This window comes from Undibacterium sp. TJN25, assembly GCF_049339885.1.
In the GTDB taxonomy this organism is placed as follows: Bacteria; Pseudomonadota; Gammaproteobacteria; order Burkholderiales; family Burkholderiaceae_D; genus Undibacterium.
In genome coordinates this window covers 210,237-225,658 of the sequence record NZ_JBMPPM010000001.1, presented here as the reverse complement: position 1 = coordinate 225,658, position 15,422 = coordinate 210,237, and the positions used below count along the sequence as shown (strand labels likewise).

The following is a 15,422-nucleotide window of genomic DNA, read 5'->3' as shown; positions in this document are numbered from 1 at the left end:
CAGCTTGGGCAGCCCTGTAAACATCCGATGCCGACACTGACTATAAAAAAATATATGCAAGGAATGAAATGAAGCGCCTGCCTTTGTACGCCAGTTTTGCCGTGTTTATCGTACTGTGCATTTCACTCAGCTATTGGGGGCTGCGGATGTTCAGGCCACAGGTGCGGCCTTTGGCCATTCCCCAGGGTGCAGCTGTCTATGACCCCGCACCGGGCCAGTGGGGCAGCCTGTTCGGTTCATCGCAAGTGGCACAGGCTGCCAGCAATTACCAGTTGAAGGGTGTCGTCGTCGCAAAACGCGCTGAAGAAAGCGTCGCCATTATCGGCGTCAACGGCCAGGCGACGCTGGCGGTCGCTGTCAATCGGGAACTGTCGCCGGGAGTGAAGGTGACCGAGGTACACGATGGCTATATCATCCTGTCGGATTCCGGCGTCAACAAGCGCGTTGATCTGCCGCAGCCCAAGCCGGGTACGGCAATGATCTCCCCGGTGCCGGGTGCGCAATTCGTTGCACCTCCTCCGCAACAGGCCGTGCCCATGCAATCGGCTCCCCGCATGGGGCAGCCTCCTGCAATGCAAGTGGTGCCGCCGGCATCGCTGCCGGCAGCAATGCCTGGTGCACCTTTGCAATAATCAGCGAGATGCCGGCATGAAAAACAACGAGTTTTCCCCTTCCATCCAGCGGGCTCTGGAACTGGTCGATGCCTCCTGGCTACCGGCGGTGCAGGCGGGCCTGGCCGCAGTACAGGCGGCCAATCCTGCTTATTTGGCCGGCCTCATTGACGGCGAGTTCCTGCCCACTCATGGTCGCCTGTTTGCCGCGTTTGCGCTGCCTCTGGCGAAGGTGAGGCATGTGCTGATCGGCGAGGGGCCTTATCCGCGGGAAGACAGCGCCACCGGCTACTGCTTCATGGATGGCGCGGTAAAGGAATTATGGTCGCAAGAGCCGCAAGGAGGGCTTTCCAAGAAAGTCAACCGCGCGACGTCCCTGCGTAATTTCATGAAAATGCTGCTGGTCGCAGACGGCAGGCTGACGGTGGAAAATACGACCGGTCCGGCGCTGGCGGAAATTGCCGCGCTGGCGCGCCAGCCGGGGTCGGGCTTCATACAGACCTTGCCTGCGCTACAGGCCAACCTGGAGGGCCATGGCTTTCTGCTGCTGAATGCGTCGCTGGTGTTTCGCGCGGATGTTCCCCCCGCCAAGGATGCCAAAGCGTGGATGCCGTTTTTGCGGGAGATACTTGGCGCGTTGCTGGCCCATCACGGCGCCGCAAAAACGTTGCCGCAACTCGTGCTGTGGGGCAAAATCGCCGAGCAGCTGAAACAGGTTGAAGCCAGCCACTCCTTCCCGCATGTGCTTGCAGAACATCCCTACAATCTCTCCTTCATCGCCAATCGGGACATGCAGGCGTTTTTCGGCCCCATGCATCTGCTGAAGCACATCTGAGCGTTGGCGGCAGCTTCCCAGCCCCCTTTCATTCTCCCTTTTCAAAAAGCCATAGTTTGCACCGGCATGGTGCAAACTATGGCTTTTAACATAAGTTGACATGATTTTGCTATCGGTTGGCAGAAATTTGTATAATAATTGGCGCATGGAAACAAACTGCGCGTAGTTCATTATAAATATAAAGTATTGCGGCGGTATGCATCAGTTCAAAACATGACAGATCGGCTCAACATGTTAAAAAAAATTGATGTTAAGGAGTTGCGGGTGGGGATGTATGTCCATGAACTGGACAGCTCCTGGATCAATACCCCGTTCTGGCAGAAATCCTTCATGCTGGAAGACAAAGCGACGCTTGCCACCGTCTGGAAGACGGGTATCCGGCATGCATGGATCGATACGGGAAAAGGCCAGGATATACCCGTGGCGCTTGATGCCGTTTTAGCTGCGAGTCCCTCTGTCGAAGAAAAAATTCCAGTTACGGAAGTGAGCAAGCGGGCTGCCGTTTCCTTGCATGAGGAGTTGGGGCGCGCGGCGCAGATTGTCAATAAATCGCGTGAAGCCGTTTTTTCCATGTTCAACGAAGCGAGGATGGGCAAGGCTGTTGATGCGGAGGAGGCCATGCCGCTGGTGGAGGAAATCACCGCGTCGGTGATCCGCAACCAGGATGCACTGATCGGGCTGGCGCGCCTGAAAAGCAAGGACGACTATACCTACATGCATTCGGTTGCCGTGTGCGCGCTGATGGTGGCGCTGGCCAAGCAGCTGCGCCTGAGCCCGCAGGAGACCCGCGATGCCGGCGTGGCCGGGCTGCTGCACGACATCGGCAAGATGGCCGTTCCCGTCACTATCCTGAGCAAGCCGGGCAAGCTGACGGATGCAGAGTTCAGGTCCGTTAAAGCCCACCCGGAAGCCGGCTACAAGATGCTGCAGGGTGGGATAGGCGTCAGCGAAGCGGCAATGGATGTCTGCCTGCACCACCATGAAAAAATGGACGGCACCGGCTATCCCCACGGCCTCAAGGGCGAGGAAATCAGCCTGGTGGCGCGCATGGGCGCCGTCTGCGATGTGTACGATGCGATTACCTCCGACCGCCCTTATAAACAAGGCTGGTGCCCGGCGGATTCACTACGCAAGATGGCAGAATGGAGCAAGAACAAGCATTTCGACGAACGGGTATTCCAGGCCTTCGTCAAGAGCATAGGCATCTATCCGTGCGGCACGCTGGTGCGCCTGGAGTCGGGCCGGCTGGGCGTAGTGGTGGAGCAGCAGGTAGGAAAGTCCTTGCTGCAGCCCAAGGTCAGGGTGTTTTTCTCAAGCAAATCGATGACGTATATCGTGCCTGAACTGCTGGATCTGGCAGGCCCCGGGGTGCAGGACAAGATTGCTGCGCGCGAAGATGCCGCGAAGTGGGGATTGACGGATATCCAGCGTTTCTGGCTGGGTGAAGCTGCCGAACTGGTGCACTGACACGTCGAAAAAAAGCCATCGCTGCAACTTGCAGGCGATGGCTCTTCTTTACTTATTTTTCCGGTTGTATCACTACTTTACCTGTGACCTTGCGCGCCGCGATGTCGTTCAGCGCAATCGCGGTATCCGCCAGTGCGTAGCGGCCGGAGATATGCGGCCGTATCTTCCCTTCCGCCAGCCAGCCCATCAGTTCGCGCATTGCAGCCTGGTTGGCTTTTGGTTCCCGCCTTGCATAGTCGCCCCAGAATACGCCAACCAGCGACGCGCCTTTCAGCAGCGTCAGGTTCAGCGGCAGTTTCGGGATTTCACCATTGGCAAAACCGACAACCAGGTAACGCCCGCGCCAGCCTATCGAGCGGAATGCAGGTTCAGCATAAATGCCGCCGACCGGGTCGTAAATAACGTCCGGGCCTTTGCCATCGGTTGCGGCCTTGATGGCTTCACGCAAATCAGCTGTGCTGTAGTTGATCAGGATGTCGGCGCCGTGGTCTTTGCAGATGGCCAGTTTTTCATCGGAAGATGCCGCTGCGATCACGCGCGCGCCCAATGCCTTGCCAATCTCTATCGCCGCCAGTCCAACGCCGCCGGCCGCTCCGAGCACGAGCATGGTTTCGCCGGCCTTCAATTGCGCGCGGTCCACGACTGCGTGGTGCGATGTGCCATAGGTGAGGGTGATCGCTGCGGCAGTATCGAAATCCATTCCCGGCGGCATGGGCATTACCGCGTTGGCTGGCGCCGCCACCTGCTGTGCGAACGCGCCGTGGCCGATGAAGGCAATGACCTTGTCGCCTACTTTGACGTTGGAGACGCCTTCACCGATTGCGCGCACGATGCCGGACAGTTCGCTGCCAGGTGTAAACGGTAACTCGGGCTTGAACTGGTATTTGTTCTGGATGATCAGCACATCCGGGAAATTAACGCCCGCTGCCTTGACGTCGATTGCCACCTGGCCGGGGCCGGGCACTACGTCGGGCAACTCTTCCACTACCAGTGTGTCGGGCAATCCCCAGGCCTTGCAAACTATTGCTTTCATACGCTTGTCTCCTCGCTTAAAAATAGTACGGTCGTTTGTTTTTAACGATTATGCCTTAAAAAAATAATTGCTGTATAAAATTGTAATGAGGCATCAGGTAAAATGCCTGTATGAAAATCCTGATCAGCAATGACGATGGTTATCTCGCGCCCGGTATCGCGGCTTTGGCCGACGCACTGGCGCCCATCGCCGACATTACCATAGTTGCGCCGGACAGCAACCGCTCCGGTACGTCCAATGCCCTTACGCTGGACCGGCCGCTGTCGGTTTTTCGCGCGGCCAACGGCTATTATTTTGTCAATGGTACGCCTTCAGACTGTGTGCATATCGCACTGACGGCGATCATGCAGGACAAACCCGACCTAGTCGTCTCCGGCATCAACCAGGGGCAGAACATGGGCGACGATACGCTGTATTCCGGCACGGTGGCGGCTGCCACCGAGGGCTATCTGTTCGGGGTACCGTCGATCGCTTTTTCTCAGCTGGATAAAGGCTGGACAAACCTCGATGCAGCGGCCCGCGTAGCGCGCGAAATGGTGGAGCGCAAGTTCGATTCGCTGGCGCGGCCTTTCCTGCTGAACGTCAATATTCCCAACTTGCCGTATGAGCAAATCAAGGGAGTGCGTACTGCCAGGCTGGGCCGCCGCCACATGGCGGAAGGCGCGATCAGGGCGAAGGATCCGCATGGCCGCGACATCTTCTGGATAGGCCCCCCCGGCAAAGCCAGGGATGCAGGCGAGGGCACCGATTTTTTCATTGCAGCACAAGGCTACGTATCCGTGACTCCTTTGCAGATAGACCTGACCGATACCCGGCAGATGGACCAGCTGGGAGCAGACCTGGCATGAGCGGTAAAGACAAGCGTTTTCCTTTGCCTCTGTCATCCATCGTGGACAAGGGGCGCGGCATAGGGGCGTCGCATTCGCCAAAGACCGCGATGCCGCAGACGGCGATGCAAAACCAGAATGCGTCCAGGGGCTTGGCGCCTAAGCCGCTGACGGCAGGCATAGCCGGCGCCTACGGGAGCACAGGCACGCCCGCAGCCGCACGAGCAGCTGCGGACATCCGCGGCCTGCAACATTCTCAACATTCGCCGCAATCAAAGCCCCTGCCGCAGCAAGTGAGCGCAGGGTCCCGGCCGCTGGTATCGGACGCTGTGCGCCGGGCAATGGTCGCGCGCGTGGCGCAGCAGGGTGTCAAGGACAGCCTGGTGCTTGCCGCGATGGAAGCGGTGCCGCGGCACCTGTTCATTGAGTCAGGGCTGGTCAGCCAGGCATATATCGACGCCTCTTTGCCCATAGGACATCATCAGACCATCTCCCAGCCATATATCGTTGCGCGCATGATAGAAATCATGCGTAACGGCGGCACGTTGAACCGTGTGCTGGAAATAGGCACGGGCTGCGGCTATCAGGCGGCGGTACTGTCGCTGGTAGCCAAGGATGTCTATTCGATAGAACGCATCAAGGCGCTGCATGAATTGGCAAAAACCAATTTAAGACCGATGCGCATTGCCAATATTCGGCTGCATTATGGTGACGGCATGCTGGGAATGCCTCAAGTTGCCCCTTTTGACGGTATCATATTGGCTGCGGCAGGAATGGAAGTGCCGCAAGCCTTGCTCGACCAGCTCAGCATAGGGGGCAGGCTGATTGCGCCGGTTGGCGGCAGAAACCAGGTTTTGCAACTGGTACAGCGCGTGGCAAAAAACGAATGGAGCAGCACCGTCATGGAGCAATGCCATTTTGTTCCCTTGCACAAAGGCGTGATCTAGTTGGCTGTAGCAAAGACAGTCCTCTAGATGGATAAAGAAAGTCCCGATGAAGGGCTAGCGCTCCCAGGCGAGCGGCCCGTTTCATCCAATAATATGAAGTGACTAGCAATGAGAATGAAGAAAATACAGTTTATCGGTGTGGGTTTGATGATGGCTTTGCTGGCAGGTTGCCAGACCACAGGCAAGGCACCGGTGGTAGAGCGCGGCACGGAAAGCATTCCGGTGGAAACGCCAAAGGCGGATGCGGTGAAACCAGCCAAGCCGGCAGATACGCGCGGTACCTACGTCGTTAAAAAGGGGGATACGCTGTACCGGATCGCGCTGGACCATGGCCAGAGCTACAGCGACATTGTGACCTGGAATAACCTGAAAAATCCCAACGACATTAAAGTGGACCAGGTGCTGCGCGTTGCTCCACCGGATGGCGCGGCGCAGACCGGTAGCGTGACGGTCGGTAGCGGCGTGGAAGTGCGCCCACTGACGCCGGTGCCGGCAACGCCTGTGCCTTCGGCGAATAATAAAACCGGCCCGCGCGGCGACAAGAAGCCATATTCCGACACCAACCTCGCCGAATTGCAAAAGGCAGACAGCGCCGCTGCTGCCGGTGCTCCCGCCAGCGTCGCTGTAGCCAATATTCCGAAGCCGGATACGCCGCCGATAGCTCCCCCCGTCGTCAAGCCTGCGGAGGCGCCGGCATCGGATGCCGATGCGGTGGACTGGATGTGGCCCTCGGATGGTAAAGTTATTGCGACTTTTGACGAAGCAAAGAACAAAGGCCTGGATATTTCAGGTAAGCTGGGACAAGCGGTGTTGGCGGCCGGTTCGGGAAAAGTCATGTATGCCGGTAGCGGCATACGCGGATATGGTAATCTTGTAATTATCAAACATTCAAGCAATCTGCTGTCGGCATACGCGCACAACAAGTCCATCCTCGTGAAGGAAGGCGATTCGATCAGCAAGGGACAAAAAATAGCAGAGATGGGCAACTCCGATAGCGATGCAGTCAAGTTGCACTTTGAAATTCGCCAGCAAGGCAAACCTGTTGATCCTGCCAAGTTTTTACCGGGTCGCTAATTTTAGATAAAACATGCCCAATCCTACCAATTATCAAAGTCAGAATTCGGAAATGGACGATGACCTGGACCAGGTTGCCGATGCGGCGCCAGAGGAGCAGGCCGAGCTGTCCGATTTTTCCGACGGCGGCGATGATGCCAAGGAGGAGATGGGCGACAATCCCGCCGCGCTGATTGTTGCGCCGATTGATGAATTGAAGACGGTGCTGGCTGCGGAATTGTCAACCGACACGACGCAGCACTACCTGAACCAGATCGGTACCCGACCGCTGTTCGGTTCTGCCGAGGAGCTGCATTACGCGACACTGGCCAAGCAGGGCAATTTTGAAGCCCGCCAGAAAATGATAGAGCACAACCTGCGGCTGGTGGTCTCTATCGCCAAGCACTATATCAACCGCGGCGTGGCGCTGCTGGACATGATAGAAGAGGGCAACCTGGGGCTGATGCATGCAATAGACAAGTTTGAGCCCGAGCGCGGCTTCCGCTTTTCCACCTACGCTACCTGGTGGATACGCCAGAGCATAGAGCGCGCCATCATGAACCAGGCGCGCACGATACGCCTGCCGGTGCATATGGTGCGCGAGCTGAACCAGATATTGCGGGCGAAGTACCATCTGGAGTCGCAGCAGAGGGACGGCCGGGATGCGGCGCTGGAAGATATCGCGCACCTGGTGGACAGGCCGATTGACGAGGTGCAGGACATCCTGGCCTTATCCGAGCATGCCACTTCACTGGATACGCCGCTGGACAATGATCCGCAATCCAGCCTGATGGACATGCTGCCCGGTGATAGCGACGACGGGCCGGACATCAAGGCCGAGCATCATGAAATGACGATACTGGTGCGCGACTGGCTGTCCAAGCTGCCGGACAAGCAAAGGATTGTGATCGTGCGCCGTTTCGGCCTGGATAATGACGATCCTGCCACGCTGGAAACACTGGCGGACGAAATGGGCATCACCCGGGAAAGGGTGCGCCAGATACAGCAGGAAGCGCTGGTGAAGCTGAAACGTTCCTTTGCTTCACGCGGCGTGGGCAGGGATGCGCTTTTGTAAAATGCACCGGTAGCTCCCCATGGATGCTGCCTGCATTTTGCCGGTTTGCCGGCAGATACGTCTTGCCGCATCTCATCACGGTGGGTTCTCCACGCAGATTCCCTTATAATTCCGGTTTTCTTGCAATTCCTGTTGCAGGCTTTCTTACAAATAATATAAAACAGCGCCTAACTCCCATGAGGGGTGCTGCAGGCAATCATGAATACTATCAATATCCGCTCTTTTGACATGGACGCGCGCGGCGTGGGCCATTTGCTGAATGAAGACGGCAGCCAGGGCAAGGTTGTTTTTGTCGAAGGCGCTCTGCCGGGTGAAACAGTGGGCTTTCAGACCTTCAAAAAGAAAGCCAGCTGGGAGGCCGCGACGATGACTGCCTTGCTGAAAGAGTCGTCCCAGAGGGTGCAGCCTAAATGCGAATTCTTCGGCACGTGCGGCGGATGTTCAATGCAGCATCTGGAGCCGAATGCGCAGGTGGCGATGAAGCAGCGGGTGCTTGAGGATAATCTGTGGCACATCGGCAAGGTGAAGGCAGAAATCATGATGCGCCCCATCTATGGGCCTACCTGGGGCTACCGTTATCGCGCGCGCCTGTCGGTGCGTAATGTGCGTAAGAAAGGCACGGTGCTGGTCGGTTTCCATGAAAAGAAATCGCGTTACGTGGCCAATATGGAAAGCTGTGAGATCCTGCCGCCAAACGTATCGCAGATGCTGATGCCTTTGCGCGGTCTGATCGCTTCGCTGTCTATCGTCGAGCAGGTGCCGCAGATCGAACTGGCAGTCGGCGAGGGTGTCACTGCGCTGGTGTTGCGCATCATGGCGCCGCTCAGCGCTGATGACGAGTCGCTGTTGAGGTCTTTTGCGGACCAGTATCAGGTGCAATGGTGGCTGCAGACCGGCGGTCCGGATACGGCCGAGGTGTTTTATCCGACGACTCCCGACCTGCATTACACCTTGCCGGAATTTGGCGTGAAAATGCCTTTCAAGCCGACAGATTTTACCCAGGTCAATCACCATATCAACCGCGTGCTGGTGGCGCGCGCACTGCGTTTGCTGGACGCTCGCAAGGATGAGCGCATCGCTGACCTGTTCTGCGGCCTGGGCAATTTCACGTTGCCGATCGCCACCATGGCGAAAGAAGTGGTTGGTATAGAGGGTAGCACCGCGCTGACGGAGCGTGCGCTGGGTAATGCAAAAGCCAACGGACTGGACGCCAAAACCTCATTTGGCACCCGCAATCTGTTTGAAGTTACGGCGGAAGATTTTGTCGCCCTGGGCAAGTTCGACCGCTTCCTGATCGATCCGCCGCGCGACGGCGCGATGGCCGTCTGCCAGGCGCTGATCGATCTCGGCAAGTTCGCGCCGCAGCTCAGGCCGAAGAGGATCGTCTATGTGTCATGCAGTCCCTCCACGCTGGCGCGCGACGCCGGCATGCTGGTGAATGAAGGGGGGTATCGACTGACGCATGCCGGTGTGGTCAATATGTTCCCGCATACCTCGCACGTGGAGTCGATGGCGGTGTTTGACCTGGCATAACCGGTCGCAAATAAGGTTTAATCGCTCATGGATTAAAAAAGAGCCGGCATCATCATGCCGGCTCTTTTGCTTGGTGCTTGATATCGATCGTTAATCGCGGTTGCCGCCGAAGATGCCGAGCAGGGACAGCAGGTTGACGAAAATATTGTAGAGATCCAGATAAATATTCAGTGTCGCACTGATGTAATTGGTTTCGCCGCCATTGATCACGTTCTGGACGTCATACAGGATGTAGGCGGAAAAAATGAAGATTGCAATTACGGACATCGTCAATTGCAAGGCGGGTAATTGCAGGAAGATATTTGCAACTCCCGCTACGATCATGACCAGCAGGCCGGCAAACAGCCATTTGCCCATGCCTGAAAAGTCGCGCTTGGATACTGTTGCAATGGTCGCCATGACGCCGAAGATGGTCGCGGTGCCGCCGAACGCCAGCATGACAAGAGACGATCCATTGGAATAGCCCAGCGTGCGGCTGATCAGGCGCGACAGCAGCAGGCCCATGAAAAAAGTAAAGCCCAGCAAAATGGCGACGCCAAGTGCAGATTGCTTGGTTTTTTCTATGGCGAAGATAAAGCCGAATGCGATCGCCAGGATTGCAAACATGGCAATGCCAGGGTTGTTAGGGAAAAAAGCAAACTGCAGTTGTACTCCCAGCCATGCACCAAAGACGGTTGGAATCATCGACAAAGCGAGTAGCCAGTAGGTGTTGCGCAGTACGCGATGGCGCACTAATGCCGGATTGGCGCCAAATTCATAGGATTGTTGGACGGGTTGGTTCATTGCATTCTCCTTAAGGCGATCTATCCTGTGTGCATGGCATCAATATTGATCTTATGGATGAGTGTTTTGCCATGTGTATTTGGAAGGTTACCACGTAATCAGTATTTCCCGCGGCGGGCATTTAGTGCTAAATTGCAAAAGAATGCCTGCTGGTAATTATGATAATCGACGGGCTCCCTAGAAAGGCATGTTTCGTGGTAAAATCTAAGGTTAGATGAATTCTTGAGTTTTTGTCTTAACCCTTTCATTTTATTGGAGTTTTTAGATGGCTATCGAACGCACATTGTCTATTATTAAGCCTGATGCAGTTGCAAAAAACGTCATTGGTCAAATTTACAGCCGTTTTGAAAATGCAGGCTTGAAGATCGTTGCCGCTCGCATGATCCATTTGTCCCGCGCTGAAGCAGAAGGCTTCTACGCAGTACACGCTGCACGTCCTTTCTTCAAGGACCTGGTTGACTTCATGATCTCCGGCCCTGTCATCATTCAGGCGCTGGAAGGCGAAAACGCCATCCTGAAGCACCGCGACCTGATGGGCGCAACCGATCCTAAGAAGGCAGAAGCAGGCACTATCCGCGCTGATTTTGCAGACTCCATCGATGCGAATGCAGTGCACGGTTCCGATGCGGCAGAAACAGCGGCTGTTGAAATCGCTTATTTCTTCCCGGCTTTGAACGTTTACTCACGTTAATCATTGCGTTAATCAATATCAGTAATTAATGTACGTCGTCCTGCCTGCCTATCATGGCGAGGCGGGACTAGAAAGAAGAAGCAAATGACGGCACTCACCAATCTGTTGGACCTGGATCCCGCGCAACTCGTCGCTTATTGCGGCGAGTTGGGTGAGAAGCCGTTTCGCGCAAAACAATTGCAGCGCTGGATACACCAGTTCGGCGCCGGCGATTTTGAAACAATGACCGACCTTGCCAAATCCTTGCGCGAGAAGTTGGCGACGCGTGCCCATATTACCTCTCCCGCCATCATCAGCGACCATACCTCGACGGATGGGACACGCAAGTGGCTGCTGGATGTAGGGCAGGGCAACGCTGTTGAAACAGTATTTATCCCGGAAGAAAACCGCGGCACCCTGTGCATTTCCACGCAGGCGGGCTGTGCGGTCAACTGCCGTTTTTGTTCTACCGGCAAGCAGGGCTTCAACCGCAACCTGACTGTCGGTGAAATCATCGGCCAGTTGTGGATGGCCGAATTTGAACTGCGCAGGACCAAGGGTATTGCGCCCGGCCCCAAGGGCGAACGCCAGATCACCAACGTGGTGATGATGGGCATGGGCGAGCCGCTGCTGAATTTTGAGCCGACCGTGACTGCCTTGCGCCTGATGCTGGATGACAATGCCTATGGCTTGTCGCGCCGCCGCGTGACGCTGTCCACCAGCGGCGTGGTGCCGATGATAGACAAGCTGTCCAAGGAATGCCCGGTAGCGCTGGCTGTGTCGCTGCATGCATCCAATGATACCTTGCGCGATGGGCTGATTCCGCTGAATAAAAAATATCCGCTGCGGGAATTGCTGGATGCGTGCAGGCGTTACCTGGACTACGCGCCGCGCGATTTCATTACGTTTGAATACTGCATGCTGGATGGCGTCAACGATAGCGACCAGCACGCGCGCGAGCTGGTGGCGCTTGTCAAGGACGTCCCATGCAAGTTCAACCTGATCCCGTTCAATCCTTTCCCGGAGTCCGGCCTGAAGCGTTCGCACAACCCCAGGATCAAGGCTTTTGCGCAGGTGCTGATGGATGCCGGTCTGGTGACCACCATACGCAAGACCCGTGGCGATGATATCGATGCGGCCTGCGGCCAGCTGGCCGGCGAGGTGCAGGACCGGACGCGCGTGCAGGAGCGCATGCAGAAGATGGCGGAGTACAAAAAGAAGTTTGGCGAAAATTTTGGCAAAATCGTGGAGATCACTCAGTGAAAATTTTTGGAATGCACTACCGTTTTGTATTCGGCGCAGTTTGCTGTGCGCTGGTCTTATCCGCATGTGCAACCAAATCCACGCTGGAGGGCCCGAAGAATGACGGCCTGTCCGGCACTGAGAATATGGACAAGCAGAAGCGCGCGTCGATACGGATGCAGCTCGCCATCGACTACTACCAGCAGGGCCAGCAGAAGGTGGCGCTGGAAGAGATCAAGCAGGCGCTGATATCGTCACCTGATCTGGTCGATGCGTATAACGTGCGCGGCCTGATCTTCATGGACATGGGTGAAAAGAATCTGGCCGAAGACAACTTCCTGTATGCATTGAAGCTGGCGCCGAATAATTCCGACGTGGCGCAGAACTATGGCTGGTTTCTATGCCAGAACGGCCGCGAGAAGCAGGCAATGGCTTATTTTGAGCAAGTGCTCAAAGACCCCAAATATACCGGTGTCGGCAAGACGCTGAATACCGCCGGCATCTGCAGCATAAAAATGAAAGACGATGCGGCGGCCGAGCGCTATTTCATGCAGGCCTTCCGTGCTGATCCGTCCAACCCATCGGTAAACATCAATTTGTCCAAGATGCTGTTTGAGCGCGGCGACTATGAAAAAGCGCATTTCTATATCGAGCGCATGGTCAAGGCGGAACAGCTGACGCCGGAAACACTGTGGCTTGCCATCAAAATAGAAAACAAACGCGGCGACCAGCTTTCCGTCAGCAGCCTGGGAACCCAGCTAAGGCGCCGTTACCCCAATTCCAAAGAATACGACTTATTGCAGCGAGGAGCTTTTAATGAGTGAGGTAGGTCCGAATTTGTTACCGGAACAATTGAATACCTCGGAGCCTGAACTGGACCCGGCGGCAGAAGAAGCGTCCGTAGCCGACGTAGTTGAAATGACCGTTGTGACGCCGGTCGCCGTTGCGGACCTTTCCGCCGGCGGGCAGCTGGCCGCGGCCCGTCATCAGAGAAACATGTCGGTACAGCAGGTCGCCGACCAGTTGAAGCTGTCGCCCCGTCAGATCGCGGCGATGGAAGCGAACCAGTTCGATGCCTTGCCGAAAGCAGTCATCGTGCGTGGTTTTGTACGTTCTTACGCCAAGTTGTTGAGAATAGAAGCTGAGCCGATTATCGCCTTGCTGCCACAGGATGCAACACCGGCCGGCGCCCAGGTCAGCGCGTTAAAGCCGGCCATGGCCACGCCTTTCATGGAGTCCCGCCTGCCGCTGCTGGGCCGGCCGGATGCGAACAACAATAAGTACATCTGGGGTGCGGGTTTTTTAGCTGTTGCGGCGATCGCTTTTTTTGCCTTCCAGAAGTTTGAGCATACCGGCTTCCTGAAGGACTGGCTGCCTGCGGCTACCCCGTCTGCAGCTAGCGCCAGTTCCAGTGTTACTAGCGAGTCTGCTGAAAACGCCGTCGTACAGCCGGCCGTACCGGCGACCGGCGATGAGCAGCAGTCCAGCGTTGCTCTGCCCATTGCTACCGGGCAGGAGGCAGGCAGTAAAATTGCCGATGCCGACAGTGCGGCGGCCAAGCCTGACCCTGAAAAAAAAGCCCCTGAGCCTGTAGCGCCTGTTGCTGTATCGAATGCCGCTGTGCCCACTCCGGTAGCGGCTGCGCCGGCATCTGCCGCCAATGCGCTGGCCAGGCCGGCAGCGGCCCCTGTACCGGCCGGCCAGCTGGCCGCCGCACCCGTGGCCGCTAATGTGCCTGCTGCTGTTGCTGCAGATCCCGCCAATGCGATGAAATTGAAATTCCGCCAGGATTCATGGATACAGCTTAAGCGCGCCAACGGTACTGTCGTGACATCCCACCTGGCCAAGGCCGGCACCGAAGAGACTTTCGATGTGAAGGAGCCTTTGCAACTCAGGCTGGGCAATGCCAGCGGCGTGGATGGCCAGTTGCGCGGCGCGTCGATGGATATCCAGGGCAGCAAGGATAGTAACGTCGTTAACCTGAATGTGAAGTAAGAGTATGACGTCTTCTCCATTTGCAATAACTTCCGGCCCTATTGCGCGCCGCACGAGCCGCAGCGCAAAGATCATCTATGGTAAGCGTGAAGTGATCATCGGCGGTAGTGCACCAGTGGTAGTGCAGTCGATGACCAATACCGATACCGCAGATGCGATCGGCACCGCTATCCAGATCAAGGAGCTGGCGCGCGCCGGCTCGGAACTGGTTCGCATCACGGTCAACAACGCCGAAGCCGCCGCTGCAGTCCCTGCTATCCGTGAGCAGTTGGACCGCATGGAAATCGATGTGCCGCTGGTCGGCGATTTCCATTACAACGGCCATACGCTGCTGAAAGATTTCCCTGATTGTGCCCGTGCCTTGTCCAAATACCGCATCAATCCGGGCAACGTCGGGCAGGGTGCCAAGCGCGATACGCAGTTTGCACAGATGATAGAGATGGCCTGCCTGTACGACAAGCCGGTACGCATAGGCGTTAACTGGGGTAGTCTGGACCAGGCACTGCTTGCACGCATCATGGATGAAAATGCGCAACGCGCGGCGCCGTGGAGTGCCCAGTCTGTGATGTATGAAGCGCTGATTACGTCGGCAATAGAAAATGCGGTCAGGGCTGAAGAACTGGGCCTGGCCGGCGACAAGATCATTTTGTCCTGCAAGGTGTCCGGCGTGCAAGACCTGATTGCGGTTTACCGCGAGCTGTCCAAGCGTTGCGACTATCCGCTGCACCTGGGTCTGACCGAAGCCGGCATGGGCAGCAAGGGTATTGTAGCCTCCACTGCGGCGCTGTCGGTATTGCTGCAGGAAGGCGTAGGCGACACGATACGTATTTCGCTGACGCCTGAGCCGGGCGGCGATCGCTGCAAGGAAGTGATCGTAGGCCAGGAAATTTTGCAGACCATGGGCCTGCGAAAATTCACGCCGATGGTGATTGCCTGCCCAGGCTGTGGCCGCACCACATCCACCGTGTTCCAGCAGCTGGCGGATGATATCCAGACTTTCCTGCGCGATCAGATGCCGCTGTGGAAGAAACAGTATCCCGGTGTGGAAAACATGAATGTGGCGGTGATGGGCTGTATAGTGAATGGCCCCGGGGAATCCAAGCATGCCAATATCGGCATCAGCTTGCCGGGAACCGGCGAATCGCCTGCAGCACCGGTTTTTATCGACGGCGCCAAGGCAATGACGCTGCGCGGTGACAACATCGCAGAAGAATTTCATGCCATCGTGCTCGACTATGTCAAAAGCCATTACACGCCGGCACAAGAAACTGCAAACGCAGTTGCTTAGTGCGCAGGCAGTGCAACCATACATCCAGTTTCAGCAAACCGGAACACACTAAAGCAGCATGAA

15 protein-coding genes are annotated in these 15,422 nt (G+C 56.5%); 13 read left to right on the top strand and 2 right to left on the bottom strand.

Annotated features, from left to right (window positions below):
- The first annotated feature begins 68 nt into the window (after nt 1-68).
- From ACO0LO_RS01010 to ACO0LO_RS01000, 3 genes are all read left to right on the top strand, one after another.
- Nucleotides 69-632: a type II secretion system protein N gene (locus ACO0LO_RS01010; RefSeq protein WP_422962327.1), complete on the top strand. Its 564-nt coding sequence runs from the start codon at nt 69-71 to the stop codon at nt 630-632.
- 16 nt (nt 633-648) lie between these two features.
- A complete protein-coding gene (locus ACO0LO_RS01005) occupies nt 649-1,446 on the top strand; it encodes a uracil-DNA glycosylase (RefSeq protein ID WP_422962326.1) in 798 nt (265 codons plus the stop codon).
- 231 nt (nt 1,447-1,677) lie between these two features.
- The gene (locus tag ACO0LO_RS01000; RefSeq protein ID WP_422962325.1) at nt 1,678-2,913 is read left to right on the top strand and encodes an HD-GYP domain-containing protein; all 1,236 of its coding nucleotides are present in this window, start codon (nt 1,678-1,680) and stop codon (nt 2,911-2,913) included.
- Nucleotides 2,914-2,965: 52 nt separating this feature from the next.
- Here the strand turns inward: ACO0LO_RS01000 and ACO0LO_RS00995 are convergent, their stop codons facing one another.
- On the bottom strand, nt 2,966-3,946 hold the full coding sequence (locus ACO0LO_RS00995) for an NADPH:quinone oxidoreductase family protein (protein WP_422962324.1): 981 nt from the start codon (nt 3,944-3,946) through the stop codon (nt 2,966-2,968).
- Between the two features lie 110 nt (nt 3,947-4,056).
- Between ACO0LO_RS00995 and surE the strand changes: the two genes are divergently transcribed.
- The 5 genes from surE to rlmD all read left to right on the top strand — a co-directional run bounded on the left by surE (nt 4,057) and on the right by rlmD (nt 9,381).
- Nucleotides 4,057-4,794, top strand: a complete 738-nt coding sequence (surE, locus tag ACO0LO_RS00990) for a 5'/3'-nucleotidase SurE (protein WP_422962323.1) — start codon at nt 4,057-4,059, stop codon at nt 4,792-4,794.
- Nucleotides 4,791-5,720 carry a protein-L-isoaspartate(D-aspartate) O-methyltransferase gene (locus ACO0LO_RS00985; RefSeq protein WP_422962322.1) on the top strand — a complete coding sequence of 310 codons (930 nt, stop codon included), beginning with the start codon at nt 4,791-4,793 and terminating at the stop codon, nt 5,718-5,720. Before surE ends, ACO0LO_RS00985 begins: the two co-directional genes overlap by 4 nt.
- A 114-nt stretch (nt 5,721-5,834) precedes the next feature.
- Nucleotides 5,835-6,794 (top strand): peptidoglycan DD-metalloendopeptidase family protein, encoded by a 960-nt coding sequence (locus ACO0LO_RS00980; protein ID WP_422962321.1) that lies wholly within the window; start codon nt 5,835-5,837, stop codon nt 6,792-6,794.
- Between the two features lie 13 nt (nt 6,795-6,807).
- Nucleotides 6,808-7,848 (top strand): RNA polymerase sigma factor RpoS, encoded by a 1,041-nt coding sequence (gene rpoS, locus ACO0LO_RS00975; RefSeq protein WP_422962320.1) that lies wholly within the window; start codon nt 6,808-6,810, stop codon nt 7,846-7,848.
- Nucleotides 7,849-8,046: 198 nt separating this feature from the next.
- Complete coding sequence (rlmD, locus tag ACO0LO_RS00970) at nt 8,047-9,381, top strand: 23S rRNA (uracil(1939)-C(5))-methyltransferase RlmD (protein WP_422962319.1); 1,335 nt, start codon at nt 8,047-8,049, stop codon at nt 9,379-9,381.
- Between the two features lie 90 nt (nt 9,382-9,471).
- On the opposite strand, the gene ACO0LO_RS00965 is transcribed toward rlmD, so the two are convergent.
- Nucleotides 9,472-10,164 carry a Bax inhibitor-1/YccA family protein gene (locus ACO0LO_RS00965; protein WP_422962318.1) on the bottom strand — a complete coding sequence of 231 codons (693 nt, stop codon included), beginning with the start codon at nt 10,162-10,164 and terminating at the stop codon, nt 9,472-9,474.
- A gap of 265 nt (nt 10,165-10,429) precedes the next feature.
- On the opposite strand from ACO0LO_RS00965, the gene ndk reads away from it, so the two are divergent.
- From ndk to ispG, 5 genes are all read left to right on the top strand, one after another.
- On the top strand, nt 10,430-10,855 hold the full coding sequence (ndk, locus tag ACO0LO_RS00960) for a nucleoside-diphosphate kinase (RefSeq protein WP_422962317.1): 426 nt from the start codon (nt 10,430-10,432) through the stop codon (nt 10,853-10,855).
- A gap of 84 nt (nt 10,856-10,939) precedes the next feature.
- Nucleotides 10,940-12,097, top strand: coding sequence for a 23S rRNA (adenine(2503)-C(2))-methyltransferase RlmN (gene rlmN / locus ACO0LO_RS00955; protein ID WP_422962316.1), 1,158 nt, complete (start codon nt 10,940-10,942; stop codon nt 12,095-12,097).
- The gene (gene pilW / locus ACO0LO_RS00950) at nt 12,094-12,900 is read left to right on the top strand and encodes a type IV pilus biogenesis/stability protein PilW (protein WP_422962315.1); all 807 of its coding nucleotides are present in this window, start codon (nt 12,094-12,096) and stop codon (nt 12,898-12,900) included. Before rlmN ends, pilW begins: the two co-directional genes overlap by 4 nt.
- A complete protein-coding gene (locus ACO0LO_RS00945) occupies nt 12,893-14,071 on the top strand; it encodes a helix-turn-helix domain-containing protein (RefSeq protein ID WP_422962314.1) in 1,179 nt (392 codons plus the stop codon). Before pilW ends, ACO0LO_RS00945 begins: the two co-directional genes overlap by 8 nt.
- Before the next feature lie 4 nt (nt 14,072-14,075).
- On the top strand, nt 14,076-15,359 hold the full coding sequence (gene ispG, locus ACO0LO_RS00940) for a flavodoxin-dependent (E)-4-hydroxy-3-methylbut-2-enyl-diphosphate synthase (RefSeq protein WP_422962313.1): 1,284 nt from the start codon (nt 14,076-14,078) through the stop codon (nt 15,357-15,359).
- Nucleotides 15,360-15,422 lie beyond the last annotated feature (63 nt).

Coding starts and splice junctions, on each gene's coding strand:
- ACO0LO_RS01010 (WP_422962327.1), top strand. CDS start 69: ATGAAGCGCCTGCCTTTGTACGCCAGTTTTGCCGTGTTTATCGTACTG.
- ACO0LO_RS01005 (WP_422962326.1), top strand. CDS start 649: ATGAAAAACAACGAGTTTTCCCCTTCCATCCAGCGGGCTCTGGAACTG.
- ACO0LO_RS01000 (WP_422962325.1), top strand. CDS start 1,678: ATGTTAAAAAAAATTGATGTTAAGGAGTTGCGGGTGGGGATGTATGTC.
- ACO0LO_RS00995 (WP_422962324.1), bottom strand. CDS start 3,946: ATGAAAGCAATAGTTTGCAAGGCCTGGGGATTGCCCGACACACTGGTA.
- surE (WP_422962323.1), top strand. CDS start 4,057: ATGAAAATCCTGATCAGCAATGACGATGGTTATCTCGCGCCCGGTATC.
- ACO0LO_RS00985 (WP_422962322.1), top strand. CDS start 4,791: ATGAGCGGTAAAGACAAGCGTTTTCCTTTGCCTCTGTCATCCATCGTG.
- ACO0LO_RS00980 (WP_422962321.1), top strand. CDS start 5,835: ATGAAGAAAATACAGTTTATCGGTGTGGGTTTGATGATGGCTTTGCTG.
- rpoS (WP_422962320.1), top strand. CDS start 6,808: ATGCCCAATCCTACCAATTATCAAAGTCAGAATTCGGAAATGGACGAT.
- rlmD (WP_422962319.1), top strand. CDS start 8,047: ATGAATACTATCAATATCCGCTCTTTTGACATGGACGCGCGCGGCGTG.
- ACO0LO_RS00965 (WP_422962318.1), bottom strand. CDS start 10,164: ATGAACCAACCCGTCCAACAATCCTATGAATTTGGCGCCAATCCGGCA.
- ndk (WP_422962317.1), top strand. CDS start 10,430: ATGGCTATCGAACGCACATTGTCTATTATTAAGCCTGATGCAGTTGCA.
- rlmN (WP_422962316.1), top strand. CDS start 10,940: ATGACGGCACTCACCAATCTGTTGGACCTGGATCCCGCGCAACTCGTC.
- ACO0LO_RS00945 (WP_422962314.1), top strand. CDS start 12,893: ATGAGTGAGGTAGGTCCGAATTTGTTACCGGAACAATTGAATACCTCG.
- ispG (WP_422962313.1), top strand. CDS start 14,076: ATGACGTCTTCTCCATTTGCAATAACTTCCGGCCCTATTGCGCGCCGC.